Here is a 26,254-nt window from a genome sequence, read left to right as displayed (position 1 = left end):
CTATTAGCAAGCTTTTAAAGTTTGTAGTAGCTAAGCGCACTAAGGTGGAATTTTTTAATGGAAATTAAAGTTAATTTTCTCGACAACCTCAGACTTGAAGCCAAGTTTGATGACTTCTCTGTCATCGCAGATCAACCTATACGCTATAAAGGCGATGGTTCAGCACCAAGTCCTTTTGACTATTTCTTAGCGTCTTCTGCACTGTGCGCCGCTTATTTTATTAAAGTGTATTGTAACTCTCGTGATATCTCGACGGATGGTATTCGTGTTGCACAAAATAATATTGTTGATCCTGAGGATCGTTACAATCAAATATTTCAAATTCAAGTCGAATTACCAGAGCACCTATCCGAAAAAGATCGCACGGGTATTTTGCGCTCAGTAGAGCGTTGTACAGTAAAACGTGTTATTCAGACAGGCCCTGAATTTAAAATTGATACCGTAGAAAACATTGAAGCCGATGCGCAAGCAATGTTAATGGCAAAACCTGATGAAGATCATAATACCTTTATTTTAGGCAAAGACTTACCGCTTGAAGAAACCATCGCGAATATGACCGCGATACTCGAAGACTTAGGGATGAAAATAGAAATTTCATCTTGGCGCAATATTGTGCCAAATGTATGGTCGTTGCATATTCGTGACGCCGCATCGCCTATGTGTTTTACCAATGGTAAAGGCGCAACCAAAGAAAGCGCACTGTGCTCTGCGCTTGGTGAGTTTATAGAACGTTTAAATTGTAACTTCTTCTATAATGATCAATTTTTAGGTGAAGAAATAGCAAACAGTGCATTTGTTCATTACCCAAATGAAAAATGGTTCAGCCTAACCGACGATGACTCCCTGCCTGAAGGTATATTAGACGACTACACGCGCGACATTTATAACCCCGATGGCGAATTATGTGGCTCTCACCTAATTGATACTAATTCAGGTAACACAGCGCGCGGAATTTGCTCTATTCCTTATGTGCGCCATTCAGATGGTGAAACCGTTTATTTTCCATCAAACTTGATTGAAAATTTATTCTTAAGCAATGGTATGAGCGCGGGTAATAACTTTGCAGAAGCAAAAGTACAGTGTTTGTCAGAGATTTTTGAACGGGCCGTTAAACGCCAAATAATTGAGCAAGAAATTGCTCTTCCAGATGTACCTGACGCAGTCTTAAATAAATACCCAAGCATTGTTGCTGGCATTAAAGGCCTTGAAGAACAAGGCTTTCCTGTTGTTGTTAAAGACGCATCACTGGGTGGTCAATTTCCGGTTATGTGTGTCACGCTAATGAACCCAAAAACAGGCGGTGTATTTGCCTCGTTTGGCGCGCACCCAAGTTTTGAAGTCGCATTAGAGCGCAGCCTTACAGAGCTGTTACAAGGTAGAAGCTTTGAGGGCTTAAACGATGTTCCTAAACCGACCTTTAATAGCATGGCCGTGTCGGAGCCAGAAAATTTTGTTGAGCACTTTATTGACTCAACAGGGGTTATTTCATGGCGCTTCTTTAGTGCGAAGCATGATTTTGAGTTTGTGGAGTGGGATTTCTCAGGCACAAACGAAGAAGAAACCGCAAGCTTATTCGGTATTTTAGAACGCTTAGGTAAAGAAGCCTACATTGCAGAGTTCTCAGATCTTGGTACTGCGTGTCGTATATTAGTCCCTGATTATTCTGAAGTTTACCCAGTCGAAGATTTGATTTGGGATAACACTAATAAAGCCCTAAATTTCCGTGAAGATATTTTAAATCTGCACCGTCTAACTGAAGATCAACTGGCTGATTTAGTTGAGCGATTAGAAGAAAGTGAGTTAGATAACTATATCGATATCATTACGCTAATCGGTATCGAATTTGACGAAAATACGGTATGGGGTCAATTAACAATTCTTGAGCTTAAGTTATTAATTTACCTAGCATTGGGTGATTTAGAAGCCGCTATGGAGCTAGTTGAAGCCTTTTTACAATACAACGACAATACCCTTGTTGAACGAGGTCTATTTTATCAAGCGATGCATGCAACACTGGAAGTTGCGCTTAGCGATGACCTAGAAATTGAAGATTACATTCACAACTTTACGCGTATGTTTGGTCAAGAAACCATGGACGCCGTGGTTGGCTCGATTAATGGGGATGTTATGTTTTATGGTTTAACCGAAACAAGTATGAAACTTGAAGGCTTAGACAGACATCAGCGTTTAATCGACAGCTACAAAAAGTTGCACGCAGCGCGAGCAAAAAAAGCAGGTTTATAAGGCACAATCAGACACAATCAGACACAATCATTTTGCTGAACTGATAAATAAAAAAACCGCTGAGGGTTAAAGCTCAGCGGTTTAATTTTAATATTTAAATGCTCAATTTACTTCAAAGCATCTTCGACAACAGGGTAATGATCCCACACATGTTTATCGCTTAAAGAGCGAAGTAATTTAATGTACTCTGCATGCGTCCACGCAAGTGGTGTCGCTGAGTTCGTCCCCTCGCCTAACACATAGCCAGCTTTATTGTTACCAACACCATCCCACACTTGCTCAGGTAGCATCATGCCTTCATTAGCAAATGCTTCCATGCCTTTTACATACGTGTTTTTGATCGTGTTTTGTTTCATCGCATTTAAGCTATTGCTGGCATTTGCTGCGGCAATTTCATAGTGACCGCGTTCACCCGTGAAAAACGGCCATACTCGCCCACGCTGACCTGGGGTATTATTCCCCCCTTCTGCGTAGTTATTGCCCGTAACTTCGTCTTCGCCGTAACCATCATTACCATAACGACGGTAGCCTGGGAATGACCCTGAGCCATCAGCAAAGTTAAAGGTATAGCGCACTTGTAGGTTATCAATTAAGCTTTCGTCATCATATTCTGGAAGCGTTTTTACAATGCTTGGTGCAAGCGCATCACGAACACCGTAGCGAACCAGCTCTAAAAATCCTCCGTCCAGAATTTGCTTTTTGTCGAAGCCATCACGACCATTATTCGCATTAAGCGTGGTCGATGAGTTTGGATCTTTATCTTGGCCAATGCGAATGAAATATTCTCCATCGGCATTGTCTGATTTTAGGTTACCTTGCGTGGTAAACATGGTGCTTTCGATTTCACTATTGTATTGCTTAGCGGTTTCTAAGTAACGCACTGCGTTTTTAGTATCACCTGCTTTTCTGGCAATATCAGCAGCAGTAACTAGGCCCGCTACAACAGCAGCAGTCGTAGAAGGAGAGTAACCGTTTTGTTCTTCCCAGCGCTCTTGCTGCGTTGCGGGTGGGGTGATTTGTGTATCATTCCACAGAATCTTTGCAAGGCCACCATCTACCAAAAAGTCAGCCGCTGGTTTGAGCATTTTGCCATACCACTGTGTTAACTCTTGGTCGCTAAGTACGTCGGCTTGATGAAGTTTCCATGCAAGCATAATTGGCATAGCCGTTTGGTCAAGTTGCACACCAACCCATTCAAGTTCACCATCAACGTGTGTTTTTTGTAAAAACCAACCAGTGTCTCCCCCGTTACCAGGAGTACGAGCGGTAACTTGTACTTTTTCTAAATATTCAAAGGCTGTCTTAGCTGTTTTAGTATCGCCCATGGCCATAAATGCCATAGCCACCTGATAAAAGTCACGTACCCAGACTGCTTTATAGCCTGTAGAACCTGTTTTAGCTGAGACCGTTTCACCCCATGGGTTTGATAACGACGCAATTAGTGCCCCCGCATGCGTTTTATCTTCTTGCGCCTTTAATACCATGGCACTGGTATAAAGTAGTTTGCCATTATCAGCGGTACTGCTAGTTAATGTGCTAAGGGGCTCAAGGCTTGCTAAGTAGTCTTGCCAACCAATTGCATCACCTTTACCGTTATAGGCATCTAGTAACTTTTGATAACCTTGACTTAAGCTTGCTTGACCTTCTTTTAAGCTCGCAGCTTCTGATTGACCAAAACTTAGTGCTAAATCGAATGTTGTATTAGTTGAAATATCACCCAGTTCAGCAAGTAAACTAACGTTACCCGATTGCTCACCGGTATTTTGGTACGTTGTGCCAAGTGATTGCGACTTTTTAAGTTCTTTTAAACCATCGCTTATCCCCGTAAAACCAACCGTTGCCTGCTTGAATGGCTGACTAGCTTGCAGTGATAAGAAATTATCGCCTTGCCATGCAACTAAGCCTTTATCAGTTACTTTAGCAAAATCGTCTAGGCCGTTATTATCAATATAAGGGTTCACATTCACATAGGCTTTAACGCCTTCTAAATCGGTATTAAATACGCTGCGTACAAACAGAGTTTGACCGTTTGGATCAGTGAAAATATGCTTTTCTAAAGAGAAACGACCTTGCTTATCTTTGCTTACCACTTTATAGGCAAGTGAAAGTGGCCGACCTGCTTCATCTTTGTATAGATAATCAATGCTGACATCAAGATCGTCATTTTCTGTCACAGTAAAATCTTTGCCTACTACAACAAATTGCATATCTTTAATTTGTGCTTGGTGAATAAGACCAAACATGGTTTCAGTGATCATGCCTTTGGCAATTGAAAACCACACTTTTGACACTTTACCAGTCGCAGCTGAATCATCATAATGACCCGCTTTATATTGCTCATAGGATGTGCCAATACCTGTTTTACCTGAATAAGCCCAAAATGGCTCAACACCGGGCGCGCCTGGGGCTGAAATCTGCGTTAACGCTGTTGTTGATACAGATTGCTCAGAGCTACAAGCCGTTAAACCTAAAGCAATAAAACTTGCCGTAATAAGATTAATTTTTTTCATTGTGTGTCCTTATTATTGTTGCTTAACGCGAAGTACAGCGAACGCTGCCAGTACGAGCGACACAGCACCTAGCACTAACGCATAAATGGGTTGGTTATCGAAGAAGTGGCGTAAAATCAAGCCTAAAACACTCGCCGCAAGTAACTGTGGGATAACGATAAAAAAGTTGAAAATCCCCATGTATACCCCCATTTTTTTAGTGGGTACAGAGGTGCTTAACATGGCATACGGCAGTGATAAAATAGATGCCCATGCAAAGCCTACTCCTATCATGGGCCAAATAAGTAGACTGGGGTCTTTAATAAAGATAAAGCTGGCAAGTCCCAAGGCACCCAGCACTAGATTGATTGCATGCGCCAGTTTTAAACCACACTTCTTAACGATGACCGGGATACATAATGCTGCAATGGCTGCAAACCCGTTGTACGCTGCAAACAAAACCCCAACCCAATCGGCTCCGTTGTTATAAGCCAGTGAGCCTGTGTCACTACTGCCGTAATGAAAACTGGTTACCGCTGAGGTTGTATAAATCCACATAGCAAACAGTGAAAACCAGCTAAAAAATTGCACTAAAGCCAGTTGCTTCATTGCCTCAGGCATTGTGAATACATCATTTACTACTTGATAAAAGCCACCCGAGGTTGCATTTTTAGCTTTTAACGCTCCCGCAATGAATTGAATAACACCAAAACTAATTAAACCACCCGCTAATAAATAAAGCTCTTTTTCAAGTGATAACCCCGTAACAATGCCCAGCACCACGATACCAAGCACAGTAAAAATAACCGCACCTTTATTAAAGTTTACATTACTGTGAGTGGCGTTCTGTGCGTCGCTGTGTTCATGTTCATTAAAGCTTTCAAGCTGTTCTGGTGAATATTCTTTGGTGGTAAATATGGTCCAAAAAACGGCAACAAGAAGTACAACTGCACCAAAGTAAAATGAAAACTTTACCGAATCAGGAATTTGACCCGCAGGTGCAGTGTTAGCAATATCAAACCAGTTTGTCATCATCCACGGTAAAGCAGAGGCAACAACCGCACCAATCCCTATAAAAAAGCTTTGCATGGCATAACCAGTTGCACGTTGCTTCTTAGGTAGGTTGTCGCTTACCAGCGCACGGAAAGGCTCCATAGTGACATTAATAGAGGCATCCATAATCCATAGCATCCCCGCAGCAATCCACAGGCTGGGCGAATTTGGCATAATAAATAACGATAACGTTGTTAAAATTGCACCGTAGAAAAAGAATGGACGACGACGGCCTAGTTTATTCCATGTTTTGTCGCTCCAGTAGCCAATAATAGGTTGAACAATTAAGCCTGTTAGCGGTGCGGCAACCCACAAAATAGGGATGTCATCAACATTCGCGCCAAGGGTTTGAAAAATGCGGCTCACATTACCATTTTGTAATGCAAAACCAAATTGGATACCGAGGAACCCAAAACACATGTTCCATATTTGCCAGAAGCTTAGCGTTGGTTTGTTATTATTCATAATCAGCCTTTAGGGTATATACTGCGCTGCTTAAGCCGTTCAGTTTTAATTGAATGGGCGCCTGTTTTGTTAGGTCAGAAATAACAATGTCGGCATGACTTTCTAAGTTATCGGTAAGGGTAAGTGACGTGTGATTAAGCGTGGGGAGTTGCGTTGCATTAAGTGTAAATGACACAGTTTGAGACGCTTGTGAGAAGTTACTCACTACCAACACCAATTGCTGACCTAGCTTGCGGGTAAAGGCTATTACTTGCTCTGAACCAGTTAGCTCAACTGCTTGCATGTCACCGCCCACAATGGCAGGTAACGTATTAAGTGACATTAGTTTTGTGTAATAGGCCCGCAGTTCTGCTTGTTCTTTCGTTAATGCCCCACCATCAAACTTTCCATCATTCATCCATGCTTGATGCGCTGGCACACCCACGTAATCAAAAATACTGGTACGGGTTGGGTCGCCAAATCCAGCGTCTTCAGAGCCATCTTCACCCACTGCTTGGCCAAAATACAGTAATGTCGGCGAGCGAGTCATCAGTGTTGATACCACCATAGCTGGCTTCCCTTTTTCGCTGCTACCCGCAAAATCAGGACTAGCAATACGTTGCTCATCATGGTTTTCTAAAAAGTGCAGCATGTGCTCTTCAATATCGGCCACTTCGCTTTGGATATCAAAAATACTAGTGGCAGGTTGCTTACCTTGCATAACAGCTTTAACGGTATCGTAAAAACCAACTTTGTCGTAAAGGTAGTCCATCTTGCCTTGCTGAATATAAGGACGATAAAGGCTTGGGTTGTATACTTCAGCTAAAATAAACGCATCCGCTTTTTGCATTTTGATAGATGAATTTAAAAAACTCCAAAACTCCACTGGCACCATTTCGGCCATATCATAGCGAAAACCATCCACGCCTTTATCTAACCAGTAAAGCGCGATATCACGGAATTTATACCAGCTGTTTGGTAAGTCTTTGTCTTGCCAGAATGCATAGTGAGCGCGGTAGTCTTTACTCGCATAATCAGCTGGCAACGTTGGAAAATCATAACTGCCGTCAGGCTTAACACCGTAGTTAATTTTTACTGTTTCGTACCAATCATTAATATCTGGTTTTGCTTCGCGAGCTCCATTACCTGTCCATTTAGCGGGCGTTTCATCAAAGTGATTATCAGCAAGTGGGTGTGGCTGCCCACCTAAAACTTGGTAATCTTCACTTGTAGGTACTTGGAATGATTGACCTGTGACATAGTAAAAGTTGTTATCACGTACGTAAGCTTGTGTTGTATCGTCTTCAGCACCAAAGTCTTTAATTCCTTTTGGTTTTGCTACTGAGTCATAATTACGCGCCACATGATTAGGCACAATATCGATGATGACTTTCATGCCATGTTGATGCGTACGTTCGATAAGCTCTACAAACTCTTCTAGCCGACGTTCAGGGTTTATCGCTAAGTCAGGGTTTACATCATAATAGTCTTTAACAGCATAAGGTGAACCTGCTCGGCCTTTTACAACGTCAGGATCATCTTGCGATAAGCCATAGTGTGTATAGTCAGTCACTAACGCATGACGTGGTACGCCAGTGTACCAAATGTGGGTAGTACCAAGCTCTTTTATTCCCTTTAATGCTGCGTCATCAAAATCAGCAAATTTACCCACTCCATTTTCTTCAAGCGTCCCCCATGGTTTATTTGTGGTGTTGGTATTACCAAATAAGCGGGTAAACACCTGATATACGACGGGCTTCGACACTGTTGCATGTGTTTGCTGTTTTTGTGTGTGCTGTTGTGTTGTTGCTTCATTACCACAGGCTGCTAAACCTAAAATAGAAGCCACGACTAATGCAGTTAATTTATATGTTGTCATCACTACTTCATTATTCTGTAAATATCAGTTAATACTAATGTTAAGGGCTACTCACGGACAGTAAATGCATACGTATTCACCCTAAAACTCACAATTATTCAAGTTCAATTAAGCGTGCTTGCATGGCTTTTAAGCGAATAGGCACAGTTAAAGTAACAGATTCGTTGCTCATTAAGTCGACCCCCGTTTGAGTGTTTTTAAGTACTTCTTGCATATAACTGACATCCCACTCAAGGTCATGTTGGTTTTTATTCAATAACACCACAACTTTTTCACCATTGTGCTCGCGCACATAGCTGTAAACACCTTGCTTAGGTGAAAAATGCATTAAACTCCCTTCACTAAGCGCGGGCTTTTCTTTGCGCAGCTTCAGTAATGTTTGCATTGTGCTTAACATGTCTTTTTGGTCTTTAGAGAGTCCTTCACCGGTAAAGGCATTGACTGTATGTGCTCTAAAACCACCTGGGAAATCAATTCGAATATCGCCATGGTCGTTACTTGGGGTATTATCTAATAGCACCTCTGTGCCGTAATAAATTTGTGGAATTCCGCGTGTAGTCAACAGTAATGTCATTGCCAATTTTGTTTTAGCTAGATTTTGACCCAGCTCTGTATAGACACGGCTCATATCGTGATTGTCGGCAAACACTAAAATATTATCGGTATCTGCATATAAAAAATCATTCGCAAGTGATTGGTATACCCTGACCCAGCCCGTGTTCCAGCTTTCTTGTTCATTCAGTGCTTTAATTAGCGCCTCTTGCAATGAAAAATCCATGACACTGGGTAAGTCTGAGGTATAACCATCTTGATTTATTTTTCCGCGTTGCCAGTACGATGCAATTGCAGGATTACTTGTCCACTCTTCACCCACAATATTAAAATTGGGGTATTCGGTCATAATCGCTTTAGTCCAATCTGCTAAGAACGCTTTATCTGAGTATGAATACGTGTCGACGCGAATGCCGCTCAAGTTAGCGTATTCAATCCACCAAATGGCATTTTGAATAAGGTAAGTCGACAATAACGGTTGACGCTGATTTAAATCAGGCATCGACTCAACAAACCAACCATCATTAAATTGGCGCTTATCGTATTGGCTCGCATGTGGGTCTTGAATTGTTTGACGGGCATGCGTTGTGGCATTTTTACCTTTTTCAAACTGACCATCAAAGTTAACCCAATCAGCTGTTGGCATATCAGACATCCACTGGTGCGATGAACCAAAGTGATTAAGAACCATGTCCATCACTAAACCGATACCATGCTCTTTTGCTTTCACTGATAGCGTTTTATAGAGCTCATTACTGCCCATACGCGGGTCGACCTTGTAAAAATCTGTGATTGCATACCCATGATAAGAGTAACTTGGCATATTATTTTCAAGTACAGGTGTTAGCCAAAGTTGAGTGACGCCTAAATTTTCTAGGTATTCAAGACTATTAATCACACCTTGAATATCACCGCCATGGCGCCCGCCCTTAAACTCAGGGTTTGCTGCCTCTTGCATTGAAGCAATACTATCGTTCGTTGGATCACCGTTAACAAATCGGTCAGGATTTATTAAGTACAGTGTGTCTTTATTTGTAAATCCTGGGCGCTTTGCACTGTTTTTATTACGGGTATTTAACCGATATTTAAAGACCGTTCCATCCGACGCTTTAAAGCTAAGTTCACCTGCTTTTGCATTATCGCTGATGCTTAAATTCAGAAATGCGTAGTTAGCATTATTCGTTGTTGTAACCCCTTTAAACTCAACGCCTTTGTAAGGCAACATCTGCCAAGTTTGTTTCGCAATGTTGCCCTCGTGAAGCATAACTTGTAACGATTCGTTCTGCATGCCCACCCACCAGCTTTCTGGTGAGGCAGTGATTGCATAACTCGCTGTCGAATTTAAAAACGTTAATACGGTGCTTACTGCAAAAATTGTATGTGTCTTTTTCATAATTAATTTTGTATTTTTTCTAAAAATTCACTGTGGCTGGGCAGCTGCTCAACCGTGCTATTAATCAAGGTTTTTAAATTGCTAAATAGCTCATTAAGCTGATTATCTGTTAAGGCATTTGTTAAAGGATGATAATCTTCAGCAATCAGGCCTTGCCCTATCAACACTTGTTGCCACGCGACTTCGGCAAATAACTCATCGTCTTCACGCACTAGCTTACCGCTGGTTTTAAATAGCGCTATTTTCTTAGCAAGGCTGCTTGGAATATCCATGCCCTTACAAAGACGCCAAAATGGACTGTCGTCTCGCTCTGTAAGTTTGTAGTGGAGAATAATAAAGTCACGAATTCGCTCAAATTCTGTTTTACTTTGTTTGTTAAATTCATCCACTAAGTTTTGCGTAATACCTTGATGTGGAAAAAACTTAATCAACCGGATAGCTGCACTTTGAATTAAATGAATACTGGTTGACTCTAAGGGCTCTAAAAAACCACTCGATAAGCCAATCGATACTACATTTTTATGCCACTGCTTTAAGCGTCGACCCGTTTTAAATTTAATAATTCGTGGCTCAGTTAAGGGCTTAGCTGGCAAGTTGTTTAGCAGCTGCTGTTTTGCATTTTCATCTGATAGATATCGACTTGAATACACCAAGCCATTACCAACACGATGTTGGAGTGGAATTTGCCATTGCCAACCTGACTCTCTAGCGATAGAGCGGGTATAGGGAATGGCGTTGCTTGCAGACTCACTTTGGACAGCTACAGCGCTATCACACGGTAACCAGTGCGACCAATCTTCAAACCCCGTATTCAGCGTTTGCTCTATAAGTAATGCTCGCAGGCCGGTGCAATCAATAAATAAGTCCCCTTCAATCAGGCTACCATCTTCTAGCTTTAACGCATTGATAGACCCTGTTTGATCGCATTGACTTATCGTTTCTATTTTTCCTTCAATGCGATTAACTCCCCGCGATTGGGCTAATTCTTTTAAAAATTCACCATAGCGTGTCGCATCAAAATGATACGCGTAATGTAAGCCCGCTAATTGAGTATTAGGAATGTTTTTGAGATGGGCAAATTTATGCGCTTTTGCAGCTTGGTAGTTGAGAGAGAAATCCCAAAAATCAGGGGCGTTTTGTGTTTGGTTTGCTTTCAACCAAAAGTGATAAAATGCGCAAAACGGGAAGTCCTTACCTATTTCGCCAAAAGCGTGCATATAACTGTGCCCTTGGCTACGCCAGTTTTCAAACTCTATCCCCAGTTTAATGGTTGCACCAGTCGCCTTGATAAATTCTTTCTCTGAAATACCAAGAGCCCCATTTAAATGCAAAATAGGAGGAATACTTGCCTCACCAACGCCAACAGTGCCAATTTCGGCAGATTCAACGAGAGTAATATCAAGTGATTTTCCAAGCACTTTGTTGAGTAGTGCGGCGGTGATCCACCCAGCAGTTCCACCACCGGCAATCACAACTTTTGTTATTTTTTTTGCTTCCATAGTACACCTAACACCAATTTCAATTCATTGAGTGTAGCCCACTGATATAAAAAAGCCCTTGTAAAACAAATCACAAGGGCAATTTTCTATCGCTGTTTAAGCTAATTACAGCTTGTAGCTGAAACCTAACAGGAATGTACGACCGTAGTCTTGGTAATCACGTACTTGCAGTGCGTTATCACCTTGTAGAGACGTGAACGGCTCTTCTGTGATGTTTTGCACTTGGAAAGTAACACTCAAGTTTTCGAGACCTTGGATACCAGCTTCTGCAAAATCATAGCCGATTTGCGCATCCCAAATTGTTTCGCCTTTGATATCAACTTGCGTTGTTGCAAAGCCTAAACCATAAACATCGCCCTTAAAGTCGCTACGTTTACGCATGCTAGTACGCGCTTGGAAACCATTACGTTCAAAGTACACGGTCAAGCTATCGATTTGGTCCGATAATCCAGGTAACTCATAATCATTACCATTTTGGTCTGTAATATCCTGCTCAACACCAGTATGGCTTGCGATTAAACCAAAACCATCCAGTGAATCACTAAACATAGTGAACGGTAGTGTTAATGAAAGCTCATAACCCCAAAGATCACCTGACCCACCATTAACTTTACCAGAACCTGTACCTGTAGATGAAGCTGGGATTTCACCTGTAGATGGGTCCGCCACACCACTCATGTCGATTTCATATGTACCATCAAAAATCCACTGAGTGATATCTTTGTAGAAAAATGCTGCTGCAAAGTACCCTTCTTCATGGAAGTAGTTTTCGTAACTTAAATCAAAACCTGTTGCCTCTTTTGGCTCAAGTTTAGGATTACCACCTGACACATTCCAAAAGTTGCCATTTTCATCTGGCTGTTGACTGTAAGATGCGTTCACTGATGCATTCATTTCATCTAAACGCGCACGAGAAATCGTTTTCGCAGCACCAAAGCGTATTGTTTGCTCTTCATCAATTGCAAACGATAAGTTTAAGCTTGGTAAGAAATGACTGTAGTCATGACTGATGTCTGTTGGCGTAACAACAACGAGTCCATCCACCGTGTTTGCAGCAAAACCTTGCGAAGATTGCTCGGTTCTTACATAACGAGCACCAATATTACCTGTTACAGGAATAGAGCCAAGTTCAGCATTAATGTCAGCTTGCGCAAAAATGGCGGTTACTTCTTCTTGCACTGTCCACGATTGTGTTTTGTGTTTTTGATCCGTTAAACTTTCTTGTAAAAGGTTATAATAACCATCATTTACTAAGCCGTTCGTATCGTAAGCAACCATGTTACCCATACCGATAAAATCAAGGCTTGCACTTCCTAAACGATACTGTTCAGGAATTGATAACATACCTGGATTGTCTAAAGAGAAGTCTTTTAATGTCATGAAGTAACCTTCAGACACTTTACTCTTCTCACGGTCACGGTAAGACATACCAAATGAAACACGGCTGATATACGCGTTATCTAACACCTTGCTTGCAGCAAGTTTTAGTGTGCTTAATTCATCGTTGATTTCTGGTGCATTGATAAAACCATCTTGGGCTGTATTCTGATATGGCGTATCTGTCAAACCATACTTGTCATTCAATGCAGCGCTTGCACCCCATGATAAAGGACCACCTAATTGAATTAGATCATAATCACTGTAATCAAGATTATGTGAGAACTGCGCTCCGGTATTGCCACCGTCAAAAACATAACCAATCGTATCAGCAACACCATTTGCATCACCGCGGCCTGTACCTGAATAACTCTCGATACTCCAAATTTGACGCTCAACTTCTGAACGACTCGCATCAAACTCAACTGACCATTCGTCATTAATATCGTATTTAGTATTGAAACCAAACTGGGTTAGTTCTGCATTACGCTCTTCATAGTCGTTACGAACAACAACACGCTGGCCTTCTGTTACTGCACTTGTGATAAAACCAGAATCTGCATCTACAACTGCAGAGCTAGGATCGATTGTTCCTTGACCCCAAGCGAATGGTACTTCAATACCACGAAGGATTTTCTCGTCAGAAAAATCTACGTAAAGAGCATCAAATGTCATATTAAGGCGGTCATTCGGTGCTGCTTCAATAACGAGCATTGCTGAATCACGCTCAAGCGTTGATGAACGTACGAAAGGCTTTGCCCCACCTAAAATAGAATAAGTGTTACCATCTTCACCCGTAAATTCTGGATAACCCCATGAATTCCAGCGTTTCTCTTGGTTAGGTGAGCTCATTGTGTTGTAAGCAAATGCAACACCGATGGTGTCATCAGCAAACTGATCAATGTATGAAACCGTACCACGGAAACCTTTATCGTCACCGTCTGGGTTTAATTTATCAAAACCTGTTTGCTCATATTGGCCATTAAACATGATAACTTGCTCGCCTTTACTTAAAGGCTTAACAGTTTGCATGTCGATTACACCAGCAATACCTTCCGCTTCGATACCTGCGCTTGGTGTTTTGTATACCGTTACGCCGCTCATTATTTCTGATGGGTAAAGGTCAAACTCAACACCGCGGTTATCGCCAATTGATACTTGCTCACGACCGTTAAATGTTGTTGCACTTTCGTTTTCACTGAAACCACGCACACTTACGCGACTAGCACGACCATCTAGACGTTGTGCTGTAAGGCCAGGAAGGCGTGCGATTGATTCTGCAATTGATGAATCAGGTAATTTACCGATATCTTCTGCTGAGATTGACTCAACAACTTCAGGAGTGAAGCGTTTCGTGTTAATAGATTCTACAACACTGCCACGAAAACCTTTTACTTCGATAACTTCAACGTTATCGTTTTTTGTTTTTTGGTCTTCTTCTGCAGCATACGCTACAAAGCTATTTAAACCTGCGGCTGTTAAAGCCAGAGTTAATATACTTGGTTTGAACATAGACATGATGTTTTCCCATTACCCAAATTGTAATGTCAACGCCTTGCAGTTATTCATGATAGCAATAGCTGTTAATCGCTGACTGATTTTGTTGTCAACACGAATATTAACGCTCAGATTATTTTCTTAACAAATTTATGCATACGTATTCAGACTAGACGATGCAAACAAAAATTAACAACAAATTTACACGTGGATGTTGTAATGCATTGTTTATTAATCGTTTATTTATAAAACAGAGACGTCAAATGTGAATGAAACATTTTTTATCCAACGTCGTATTGTATTTGGCACAAATACGTATGGAGCACGCCTCTACCTAGTTTATATAAAAGTTGAATGTCATTTAAAAAAGGTAAACGAACGCAAAGTGTTAATTGGTCTTACCAAAAATATTTTGCACCTTTATGGTGAAAGCCAATTAAATTATGCACCACGTAGGCGCGTTGTTTGGTATCACTCTCAACGGCAAAAATTGGTAAATAATTTACTCTTAAAAATAATCGCTGTAAAAGTGGACTCAATCCCTTAGTTTTACAACGATGGCAGATGAAATTACCGTGCATACGTATGCAGAGTTTTTACAGCATCCCACCCTTCACGTATGCTTTTGACATTCTGGCAACATATTAATACGCGTTGCCCTAGGGTTTACATACACTGAGTGTCACGATGGAGAAAAACATGGCTCAAAAGCAGTGGTATAAAGGTGCGGTTATTTATCAGGTTTATCCGCGCAGTTTCCAAGACACCAATGGCGACGGCATTGGTGATATCAAAGGTATCATTGATCGCATTGATTACATTAAAAGCTTGGGTGTGGATGCTATTTGGGTTTCACCTTTTTTTAAATCACCCATGAAGGACTTCGGATACGACATTAGTGATTACCGCGATATCGATCCTATTTTCGGTAACCTAGACGATTTTGACGAATTAATTGCCCAAGCGCATGAGCGCAATATTAAAATCATCATCGATCAGGTATTGAGCCACACTTCAGATCAACACCAGTGGTTTCTCGATAGCCGTGAAGATAAAAATAATGATAAAGCAGATTGGTACGTGTGGGCTGACGCAAAACCTGACGGCACTCAACCAAATAACTGGCTGTCTATTTTTGGTGGTCCTGCATGGCAATGGGAGCCACGTAGAGGGCAATATTATTTACATAACTTTTTTGCTGAACAGCCTGATCTAAACTTCCATAACCCTGAAGTGCGTAAAGCCGTCCTTGATAACGTTGAGTTTTGGCTGAAAAAAGGCGTAGATGGCTTTCGTTTAGATGCCATTAACTTCTGCTACCATGATGCATTATTACGCGACAACCCCGCAAAACCCCCTGAGAAACGTCAAGGTCGAGGTTTTAGCGAAGACAATCCATATGCATTCCAGTACCACTATTACAATAATACACAACCTGAAAACTTAAGCTTTATGCAGGATATCCGTGCGTTATTAAATAAATACCCTGGCACAGTAGCCCTTGGTGAAATTTCATCTGAAGACTCACTAGCAACAATGGCTGAATATACATCGGGTGGCGATAAGCTTCATATGGGATATAGCTTTGAATTACTAACAAACGATTACAGCGCTGAGTATATTCGTAACACAGTAAGTACACTTGAAGAACGAATGACAGAAGGCTGGCCATGTTGGGCGTTTAGCAACCACGATGTTGAGCGTGTTGCGAGTCGCTGGAGCAAAGGGGATAACATCAACCCTGACCAATGCAAAATGTTAACAGCACTTCTTGCATCGCTTCGCGGTAGTGTATGCATGTATCAAGGCGAAGAGCTTGGATTAGGCGAAGCAGACGTTGCATTTGAAGACCTACAAGACCCATACGGGATAACTTTTTGGCCTAATTTTAAAGGTCGAGATGGTTGCCGCACCCCTATGCCATGGGATGCAAGTGATATAGAGCAAGCTGGGTTTTCTACAACAAAGCCGTGGTTACCTGTGGGTGAGCAGCACAAAGCAGTTGCTGTAAGCGCACAAGATGATGACAACAACTCCATTCTAAATGCATACCGTGAGTTTATGGCTTGGCGTAAAGCGAAAGATGTACTGCTAGAAGGAAGCATCGAGTTCATTAATACTGATGAGCCAGTACTTGCATTTTATCGCAGCCTCAACAGCACTAAGATGCTATGTGTGTTCAATCTAAGTGCACAACGCGCTGAATTTACAACTACTGATGTAATAACGCAGCAGCACAATGAACTATCACATCACACTGCTGAATTAACAGATAATACAGTTACTCTGCCCGGGTTTGGTTGTTTTTATGCAACTCTGAGTTAATCATCAGTTGTATTGTGAGAAGGCCCTGCATTATGCAGGGCCTTTTTTCTTAATGATTTGTTGTTTTACTATTAATATAATCTGTCAGCGCGAATAGCACGCCCGAAACAACAAAAGTAACATGTATTAAAACCTTCCACAGTAATTCATCCGTTGAATGATTTGCCGAACTTATAAACACCTTTAAAAGCTCTACTGCCGATATAGCCACAATAGCGCTTATTAATTTCATTTTTAGGCCAGAGAAGCCCACTTTACCCATCCAAACGGGTCTGTCTTCATGGTTATCTATATTGAGTTTAGAAACAAAATTTTCATAGCCACTAAAAATAATGATTAATAATAATCCCGCTAATAAAGCGGTATCAACCAGTGTCAAAATACCAACCAAGAGTTCCTGATTGCTCGCTGTGAATGTATTTAAGGCCATGCTGTATAAGTATTTAAAAAACTTTAATAGTAGAATCACAACCGCAACTAACAAACCGATAAAAAACGGGGCTAGCAACCAACGAGAGCGGAAAATAAAAGTTTCTACGACTCGCTCTAGTGTTGATGGAACTTTTTTAGGTTTTGTTTGCGACACTGACTCTGACATAACTACACGCTCATTTTATTTTTAAAATTATGTGGATAATACGTGGTTTACAATGCCAATGACTAGTTTCTACAGACAAAAAAATGATTATTTTTTGCTTATCTTAACGATAAAAATATTTCGTTATCTTTTTTAGATATTTAGTTTATAAATTCACTCAAGCAAAGTGGATAACAGTTTGCGTTCCATTACTGCGCTTTTCGATGGCAGTAACTATTAATTATGTTGATTAGGAATAATTAAATGAACAAAGCATTGCTAGCACTAATTTTGGCACCTGTATTAAGCGTGTCAGCGTCATACGCAATCGCTAACGAAGCACCTGAAGCGTCACCAGAAATGATCAAAGAATTCACTGAAATGTGTTTAAACTGGGCAAAGGACGACGATATCAGCAATGAAGAATTAAAACCATACGTATTAAAATGTGTTAACGATGAACTTGAAGCTGAAGGCTTTAAGAAAGTAAAAGACGTACAAATCTAATTTATCGTTGATAGCTAATAAAAAACCGGAGTTGACACAATGATGTGCGCTCCGGTTTTTTATGTTCAGCTATTCTATCGCTTTAACAGACAGGCTACTTTTTAGCCTTTGTTGCAGCTTTCTTTTTAGCGGGGGCCTTCTTCTTACTTTCTTCTACCCATTTTCCACCTTGATAATGAGCTGTCCAGCCTGTTGCTTTGCCGTCTACCTCTGTCATCACATACTGTTCTTTATTTTTACGGCTATAACGAACAATTGATGGGTTACCATCTGGATCATGCGTAGGAGCATCTGCTAGGTAATAAAACTTCTCAGAAATACGGTCTCTAAAACGTTTTAATTCTTCAACTTTAGGAGCTCGCGTTTCCCGTGATTTCGGGAATGTATTCGCCGCTAAGAAAATACCCGACGCGCCATCACGCAGCACAAAATACGCTTCTGACTTTTCACACTCTAATTCTGGTAAATGAACAGGATCTTCTTTTGGTGGCGCAGCTTCACCATTTTTAAGTAGTTTACGGGTATTTTTACAATCATCGTTACTACAACCAAAATATTTACCGAATCGGCCAGATTTTAGTTGCATATCAGCACCGCATTTATCGCATTCGATTATTGGGCCGTCATACCCTTTAATTTTAAACGTGCCTTGCTCAACCACATAGCCTTTACAGGCTGGGTTATTACCGCAGACATGCAGCTTACGGGTTTCATCAATTAGGTATGAATCCATAGCTGTTTCACAGATAGGGCAACGCTTCATTTGCATCAACGTTTCTGTCTCGACGTCTTCAACATCGGCAGCAATAGCTTCATCACCAGATACAAGATTCATTGTCGTAGTACAGCGCTCTTTGGGCGGTAAGTTGTATCCTGTACACCCTAAGAAAACACCAGTCGATGCAGTACGAATCCCCATTTTACGGCCACAGGTTGGACAATCTATATCTGTTTCAACCATTTGGTTCTGACGCATACCACCTTGTTCTTCATCTCCTGAAGCGATTTCAAGCTGTTTTGAAAAGTCTGCATAAAACTTATCGAGTACTTGCGTCCAGATGCGCTCGCCTTCAGCGATATCATCTAGGCGACCTTCCATTTTTGCTGTGAAATCGAAGTTCATTAAATCTTCAAAGTTTTCAACTAAGCGGTCAGTAACGATCTCTCCCATTTTCTCAGCAAAGAAACGACGGTTTTCAACTCGCACATAACCACGGTCCTGAATGGTTGAAATAATTGAGGCATACGTTGATGGACGCCCAATACCTCGTTTCTCAAGCTCTTTAACCAAGCTTGCTTCACTAAAACGAGCAGGTGGTTTTGTAAAATGTTGTTTCGGGTCAAGCTCAACTAAGCTCAGAATTTCACCTTGCTTTACAGCGGGGAGTGACTGATCTTCTTCATTTTTCTTACGCACAGCAGGCTGTACTCTTGTCCAACCATCAAAACGAAGGACACGGCCTTTTGCTTTTAATTGGTAATCACCCGCGCCAACCGTTAAGGTTGTTAAATCATATTCTGCTGGCACCATTTGACACGCGACGAATTGACGCCAAATTAACTCATATAATTTTTTCGCATCGGCTTCAACACCGTCTAAATGACCCGACAATACAGAAACACTTGAAGGACGAATCGCTTCGTGCGCTTCTTGTGCATTGCCTTTAGAGCTGTAGCTAATAGGTGCTTTTGGTAGGTACTTATCACCGAACTGCTCAGCAACATAGTCACGGCACATTTCAACCGCATCTTTTGACAAGTTGGTTGAATCAGTACGCATATAGGTAATATGACCTGCTTCATACAAACGCTGAGCAAGCATCATGGTCTTTTTAACACCATAGCCTAAGCGAGTGCTCGCGGCCTGTTGCATAGTCGATGTAATGAAAGGAGCACTCGGTTTGCTTTTACTTGGCTTTTCTTCAACGCTTACAACTTCATACTGAGCTTTCTCAAGGTCACGAACCGCAGACATTGCTTGCTGCTCGTTAACAGGCTTAAATGCCTTATCAGCGTGTTTTGTAACTTCAAGGCGTAAGGCAGACTCACTATTTTTAACATCGGCATGCACATCCCAAAACTCTTCAGGAATAAATGCTTTTATTTCACGTTCACGTTCTACCAGCAAACGAACAGCAACAGACTGAACACGGCCTGCAGAAAGACCGCGTGCAACTTTGGCCCACAACAACGGCGAGACCATAAAACCCACTACTCGGTCAAGGAAACGGCGTGCTTGTTGCGCATACACCATATCGGTGTTTAATTCACCGGGTGTTTCAAAAGCTTGCTGAATCGCATTTTTGGTAATCTCGTTAAAAACAACACGCTTATATTTCTCTGGCTCACCACCGATAATCTGTTCGAGGTGCCATGCAATCGCTTCCCCTTCTCTATCCAAATCGGTTGCGAGATAGATTTTATCGGCATTTTCTGCAAGCTTCTTTAATTCTTGAACGACTTTCTCTTTGCCAGGCAAAACTTCATAATGGGGTTCCCAGCCTTTCTCAGGGTCAATTCCCATACGTGCAACAAGATTTTTGTAATCTCGTTGTTTTTTATACGCAGCTTTTTCTTCTGGTGACATTTTTCGAACCTCAGCAGGGGTTTTCGTTGCTGCTGTTTTCGTTTTGCCTGAACCTGAAGTCGGTAGATCACGTACATGCCCAACACTGGACTTGACGATAAAATCGTTACCTAAGTATTTATTAATTGTTTTAGCCTTTGCTGGAGACTCTACAATTACAAGTGATTTGCCCATAGCTGCCTATTTCTGACCAAGAATTTTAAAAGTTTTTTGCCCTTATAAATGTATATCTATCACATCAAACAAATTAGTATGATTTATTAACATCGGAGCACGAATATTTATAGGTATATCTACAAACACCAATTGTTACAAGCTTTTAATCGAAACTTTTAACCATTGACTGAATAATTGAACAATTTTTGCTTCTAAATTAGCCAAAATGATAATTTGCTGTATTTTTATGGGGAATATATAGAACAGCAACAAAAATGCCAACCTTCTGGTTGGCATTTTTTTAAATTTAAACAATTAAATACTTGTTAACCATCATCACTGATTGCGATTGGAGCTGAGGTAACTAAGCCTTTACCTGTGGTAAATTGAACAACTAGGTTCCCCTCTGCTTTTTTATTTGCTTCAGCCTCTCTACTAATTGTTAAACCAAAAGACATGGCTGACGTTTGACTAGTATTAGGCAGCTCAAAGCCAGATGTTCCACTGTAATCACCATTATCAGTGCTCACTGAAACCGCCGTACTCGCTGGTAATGGGTTATTGTAAACATCTGAAAAATAAAGCTCGAAACTTAAAGCAGCCAATTGGTTGCCAACCATCGCTGTGGTTATATTTATTGAACCTAAATCACAGTAATCAGTGTTATCTGTAGGTTCTAAGTCCAAAATAACGGCAGTTGATGAGTCACCAGCTTGACGATAAATCGTATTACACTGCGCTATATCAACCCCTAATTGCATTGCATTGTCAGTAAAAACTGTTGGGTCTGCTGCAGTTTTTTCATTGAGAGCCGAAGCAAATCGATTACGTAACTCAGCTTTTGTAACGACAAAACGAGTGTATGCTTCACTGCCTGACATAACAATTTCAAAAGTATCCCGAATATCAATGACTTCTTTGGTACATAAACTTTCAAACGTTGCTCCCACGGTTGGGGTAGTCGCGCTTTCAGTACACACTAAACCATTGTATTTACCATCAGCAAGTGTATGCATTCCATTTAAGTCAATATCCCAATTTTCCTCAAATTGTCCTGCATTGGTATTTGTTGGGCTACAGGGATCAGTTGCATCACCTTCTTGGCAAAATTCAGTTGACTTCGTCACAGTGCCACTCACTGGGTCGTAAATAGCTGCTAAACCGTCATAGAAACCATTTTCATTATGGTCGATAAAAGCTTCTGGTAAGTCATAGCCACTGTAATATTCATTAGTATCAAAGCGGCCATTCCCATTAATATCAATATATGATTCTTGACCCTTTGCTGTCACCAACACCGTCGAACGTGCGCCTAATGGTACACCATCGTCAAAAAACGCAGCGTTTCTAATTCCAGCCATACAAGGGGCTGCGGAACCAAAATAAAGGTCACAATTGATAACACCTGTTTTCGGGTTGATACTGTTGATTTTATTGCCCCACTTATCCTCGGTAAATGGCTTTGGATTCTGTGAACGCCACTGCGCAACACATTGACCATCAACTGTATTACACTCAAGTTGAGGGTTAAATTCAGCACCATCAAGAGTGCCAACCGCCCCACCTTCTGTTGTTAAATACACAGCCGTACCATCTGGTACAGGGTTATTAAAGTGATCAGCTAAATAAACAGAGATATCCGTGGTATCACCAATATAATTAAGTGCTTCTATGTTAATTATAGTAGGGCCGGCTGTGAAACTATTACCATCGGGTAAGCCTGAACTAATAGAGACTAAATCTGATACACTCACCACTTGCTCATCAAGTGACACTAATGATAATTCACCTACAGGACACGATACATTACCATTACGTTCCGCTTCTGCTTTTTGGCATTCTAAATACAACTCCTGCCAACACGTGACATTATTATTCTGATCAGCAGGTATGAGCTCTTCAGGTATATAACACGCCTGTACACGTACCGCTTGTGGCACAAAGCCAGCATTTACTTGAATGCGAGCAAGCCCTTCAGAATCGGTAGAAACACTTGCATGTGAATAGCCACCTGCATCTGTTACCTCAGATAGTGAAATGCCACCGTTGGTTGAGCTTAAACGAAAATCCATTCGTTTTTGTTTTGCAGCATTACCGATTTCATCCGTTAGCTTAAATGTTAATTGACTGATTTCCTTACGAGATACGCCACCAGTTCCTTTTAACGCTAAAACATTTTCAGTGGCTTCAATGAATTCTATTGAACTGACTTCTGCAGCAGAAACAGGAACGTTTACATTAACTACTTTGGGCGTGCCACCGGTGAGCACTGTGGCTGTCACAGTATCACCTTGCGAAGTATTACATCCATTGGTTCTGTATGTAGCCGTTGCAACCCCGCTAATACTGGTTGCTTTTGAGTCCATTACAGCCAATCCCGACTCTACGCAACCAGACGTAAACTCAACATCGAGCGGTGTAACAATTGGGTTTCCGTTGCTATCAAAAATCGAAACGGTGATCACCGTAGTTGCACCAGCAGCCAATGGAACATATTCACCGTCGATTGGGTTACCTGACGCATCAAGTTTGTTGTATAGGCCATTGGTGATTTCAACATTAAGCTCTGCGGTGGCAATTTCAAATGCTTTTGAAAGAGTCACTGACTTGGCTGTCACCGACACTTCACCTGCACCACTGTTTGCACCTGGTTGTAGTTTTAAAACCGCGAAACCAAAAGGATCCGTTAATGCTTTGCCAGACTCAGGTAATAAACGACCTAGGTCAGTAGATAACTCTGCGATAATTCCTTCGATTCCATCACCTGAGCTGGTATCGGTAACTTTAACCAGAACGTCAATGAGTTGATCAGATGAAAACTGATTAACAACAACACAGCCCGATGATAAATACGTTGTTTCTAATGAAGTCGTATAGCGATTAGCATCCCAGTCTGCCGCACAACCTTTTAAAAGCTTAATATCAAGTGCGGCTTCTGCATTTTCGATTGGGGCATCATCACCACTCGAAATAAAACCGGCGATTTTAGTAATTGTGTTACCACTTTCATCAGTGTATGTAGCTACAACTTGACCCGCCCCTTTTGAATTACCGCTACTTAAAGTAACAAATGCTTCGCCGTTGGCGTCTGTAAGTGCCGTCCCTAAAACAGGCGTAATTTTACCTGTATAGTTGGTAGAAAAAGAAATCAGTTGACCTGCTAAAGGCGTCTCATCGTCTAATAGAGTGGCTGTTACTGTTCCTTTATTATCTTTACTTACTGGGTTTTCTACACTGAATGGGAGGCCTGAGGCATCAACAATAGAGACGCCCAATGTCACTGTGCCACTCACACTTGAATCATCTGACTCAGAACCGTCTGATGTAAATGCAAATGTATCAAAATAGGTTTCGCCACTGACAGTATAAGAGGCTGTCACAATACCCGCACCGGCAACATCACCCGCTGTAAGCGTCATGAGTGCGTTACCATCGTTATTTGTTAATGCTGTACCTGATGAAGGGGTTAGCGATCCAATATCATCGGCAAGTGAGAATGTAACTCTTTGACCCGAGATAACTTCATCATCACGTTTTAAAGTAGCAACTAGGTCTAATGGTGCACCAGCGGTTACTTCATTATTGCTAGTTTGAGTTCCTTTAACAAAACCATTTAATGTAACCGTGAAAGTTTGATCGCCAGTTTGCGCATTGTCGCCCGCTGTTGAAAAGCTAAAACTACCAGAGAAAACAGTACCTGAGCTTGAGGTAAAACTGGCAATAATTTCATCTGCGCCAGCTTGGGTGCCTGCGTTTAATTTAACTTCAGCATTACCTTCACTGTTAGTCAGCGCTGAGGGTTGATCTAAAGTCCCCAAGTTATCCGCTAATGAAAATGTTATTTTTTTACCTGTTACATCTGAATTGCTACTCGTTAAAGAGGCGCGAATCATTAAGGGCTGATCGGCTGTTACATTATTCGATTCAGTACCATCAGCGCTATACCCTTGCACTGTTATTGTATAAGTTGGGTTATCAGTAGTATTCCCACCGTCTAATGAACCCCCTTCTTTCTCAAGTGATCCACCACCGCCACAGGCGACTAAAAGTGAGCTGAAAACTATAACACTTAGCCATCGCAATAAAGGCATTGACCTCTCCCTAGTTAGCTATTTTCATATTTACATTATTGTTTACCTGATATTAACCTAAAATCTGGACGAATATCATAATTATTTTATCTGAATTGCATCGAATTAATTCTAATATTTATCGAATTTTTCTGTATAAAAATCTTCATGCTGGTAGGCTATGGCAAAATTTATAAAAATATAGATTAGGTGTATGTCAAAAGTCCGTTCATTGAGTCTCACATCTCGTATCATGATTGGTATGGTCTTGGGTGTGATCGTTGGTTTTATCTTCCAAGCAATTTTAGCGGGTGAAGACGATTTCCTTATTCCACTAGGGTTATTCTCTTTGCCAATTAAAGCATTTTTCGTTGATGGTATTTTCCACATTGGTGGTCAAATATTCATTGCCAGTTTAAAAATGCTCGTCGTGCCCCTCGTATTCGTTTCCTTGGTGTGCGGTACGTGTAGTTTAAGCGATCCAAAAACACTGGGCCGTTTAGGGGGTAAATCAATTCTACTTTACTTGGTTACAACAGCGATCGCGATTACTGTTGCGATCACACTTGCACTGTTATTTAATCCTGGCGAGGGTATAAATTTACCGTCAGATGCAACCTACAGTGCGAAAGAAGCCCCGACTCTTGCGCAAGTTATTATTGGGATGTTCCCAACCAATCCAATTGATGCAATGGCAAATGGCAATATGCTACAAGTTATTGTTTTTGCCCTTCTTTTTGGTGTGGCAATGGCTTTAAGTGGTAAAGCAGGTAAGCGAGTTGCTAGTGTATTTGAAGACCTTAACACTGTTATTTTAAAGCTTGTAACACTGCTAATGAACATTGCACCTTATGGCGTGTTCTTTTTAATGGCGAAACTATTTACAACCATCGACTTTAAACTGATTAAAAGCTTGGCACTGTATTTTAGTATTGTGATGCTAGCATTATTTATCCACGGTTTAGTGAACTACAGTATTCTTTTAAAAGTGTTAACAGGACTAAACCCAATAACGTTCCTAAAGAAAATGAAAAATGCGTGTCTGTTTGCATTTAGTACATCAAGTTCAAGTGCAACGATGCCAATCACTCTGGAAACTGCCACTAAAAAATTAGGAGCTCAGAACTCAGTAGCTTCATTCACGGTCCCATTAGGCGCGACTATTAATATGGATGGCACTGCTATCATGCAAGGTGTTGCGACCGTATTTATTGCGCAAGTATTTTCTGTTGATTTAACTATATCAGATTACTTAATGGTTATTTTAACTGCGACTTTAGCCTCAGTTGGTACTGCAGGTGTACCCGGTGTTGGTCTGATTATGCTAGCGATGGTGTTAAATCAAGTAGGCTTGCCTGTAGAAGGTATCGCTATCATTATCGGTGTTGACCGTTTACTTGATATGACGCGAACAGCTGTCAATGTAACTGGTGACTGTATGGTGACATGTGTGGTAGCAAAATCGGAAGGACAGTTCGATGAGAAAGTCTTTAACGACCCTGACGCAGCCAAAGACCTAGAAGATTATCACAAATCAATTAAATAAATTTGGTCAATAAAAAACCCGCTCCTGAAGCGGGTTTTTTATTTGCATGAAAGCGAATA

At 41.2% G+C, this 26,254-nt stretch carries 14 protein-coding genes; 5 read left to right on the top strand and 9 right to left on the bottom strand.

Annotation, left to right across the window (positions count from 1 at the left end):
* The first annotated feature begins 57 nt into the window (after positions 1 to 57).
* Entirely contained in the window at positions 58 to 2,244 is a 2,187-nt protein-coding gene (locus IT970_RS07095; RefSeq protein ID WP_065979839.1) for an OsmC domain/YcaO domain-containing protein, read from the top strand.
* Positions 2,245 to 2,351: 107 nt separating this feature from the next.
* On the opposite strand, the gene IT970_RS07090 is transcribed toward IT970_RS07095, so the two are convergent.
* The 6 genes from IT970_RS07090 to IT970_RS07065 all read right to left on the bottom strand — a co-directional run bounded on the left by IT970_RS07090 (position 2,352) and on the right by IT970_RS07065 (position 14,448).
* Positions 2,352 to 4,754, bottom strand: coding sequence for a glucan 1,4-alpha-glucosidase (locus IT970_RS07090; RefSeq protein WP_196857710.1), 2,403 nt, complete (start codon positions 4,752 to 4,754; stop codon positions 2,352 to 2,354).
* 12 nt (positions 4,755 to 4,766) lie between these two features.
* Entirely contained in the window at positions 4,767 to 6,251 is a 1,485-nt protein-coding gene (locus tag IT970_RS07085; RefSeq protein WP_074988286.1) for an MFS transporter, read from the bottom strand.
* Positions 6,244 to 8,109, bottom strand: coding sequence for an alpha-amylase family glycosyl hydrolase (locus tag IT970_RS07080; RefSeq protein ID WP_075593640.1), 1,866 nt, complete (start codon positions 8,107 to 8,109; stop codon positions 6,244 to 6,246). Before IT970_RS07080 ends, IT970_RS07085 begins: the two co-directional genes overlap by 8 nt.
* Positions 8,110 to 8,203: 94 nt before the next feature.
* Entirely contained in the window at positions 8,204 to 10,054 is a 1,851-nt protein-coding gene (locus IT970_RS07075) for an alpha-amylase family glycosyl hydrolase (protein ID WP_118844216.1), read from the bottom strand.
* A gap of 2 nt (positions 10,055 to 10,056) precedes the next feature.
* A complete protein-coding gene (locus IT970_RS07070) occupies positions 10,057 to 11,553 on the bottom strand; it encodes a tryptophan halogenase family protein (RefSeq protein WP_075593642.1) in 1,497 nt (498 codons plus the stop codon).
* Positions 11,554 to 11,658: 105 nt separating this feature from the next.
* Positions 11,659 to 14,448 carry a TonB-dependent receptor gene (locus IT970_RS07065; protein WP_075593643.1) on the bottom strand — a complete coding sequence of 930 codons (2,790 nt, stop codon included), beginning with the start codon at positions 14,446 to 14,448 and terminating at the stop codon, positions 11,659 to 11,661.
* Positions 14,449 to 14,692: 244 nt separating this feature from the next.
* Here IT970_RS07065 and IT970_RS07060 point away from each other — a divergent pair, with 244 nt between their 5' ends.
* A complete protein-coding gene (locus tag IT970_RS07060; RefSeq protein WP_075593644.1) occupies positions 14,693 to 14,974 on the top strand; it encodes a hypothetical protein in 282 nt (93 codons plus the stop codon).
* A gap of 152 nt (positions 14,975 to 15,126) precedes the next feature.
* Entirely contained in the window at positions 15,127 to 16,752 is a 1,626-nt protein-coding gene (locus tag IT970_RS07055; protein WP_075593645.1) for an alpha-glucosidase family protein, read from the top strand.
* A gap of 49 nt (positions 16,753 to 16,801) precedes the next feature.
* On the opposite strand, the gene IT970_RS07050 is transcribed toward IT970_RS07055, so the two are convergent.
* Entirely contained in the window at positions 16,802 to 17,350 is a 549-nt protein-coding gene (locus tag IT970_RS07050; protein WP_036968856.1) for a TIGR00645 family protein, read from the bottom strand.
* Positions 17,351 to 17,593: 243 nt separating this feature from the next.
* Here IT970_RS07050 and IT970_RS07045 point away from each other — a divergent pair, with 243 nt between their 5' ends.
* Positions 17,594 to 17,836, top strand: a complete 243-nt coding sequence (locus IT970_RS07045) for a hypothetical protein (RefSeq protein ID WP_036968859.1) — start codon at positions 17,594 to 17,596, stop codon at positions 17,834 to 17,836.
* Between the two features lie 94 nt (positions 17,837 to 17,930).
* On the opposite strand, the gene topA is transcribed toward IT970_RS07045, so the two are convergent.
* Both topA and IT970_RS07035 read right to left on the bottom strand, forming a co-directional pair.
* Positions 17,931 to 20,597, bottom strand: a complete 2,667-nt coding sequence (topA, locus tag IT970_RS07040) for a type I DNA topoisomerase (RefSeq protein WP_036968862.1) — start codon at positions 20,595 to 20,597, stop codon at positions 17,931 to 17,933.
* A gap of 308 nt (positions 20,598 to 20,905) precedes the next feature.
* Entirely contained in the window at positions 20,906 to 24,670 is a 3,765-nt protein-coding gene (locus IT970_RS07035) for a hypothetical protein (RefSeq protein WP_075593647.1), read from the bottom strand.
* Positions 24,671 to 24,863: 193 nt separating this feature from the next.
* Here IT970_RS07035 and IT970_RS07030 point away from each other — a divergent pair, with 193 nt between their 5' ends.
* A complete protein-coding gene (locus IT970_RS07030; RefSeq protein ID WP_036968865.1) occupies positions 24,864 to 26,195 on the top strand; it encodes a dicarboxylate/amino acid:cation symporter in 1,332 nt (443 codons plus the stop codon).
* Positions 26,196 to 26,254: the final 59 nt, after the last annotated feature.

This window comes from Pseudoalteromonas sp. A41-2 (assembly GCF_015767615.1).
Lineage (GTDB): Bacteria > Pseudomonadota > Gammaproteobacteria > Enterobacterales > Alteromonadaceae > Pseudoalteromonas > Pseudoalteromonas lipolytica.
Note: the sequence above shows the minus strand (reverse complement) of the source record. Positions and strands in the feature narration are given on the sequence as shown.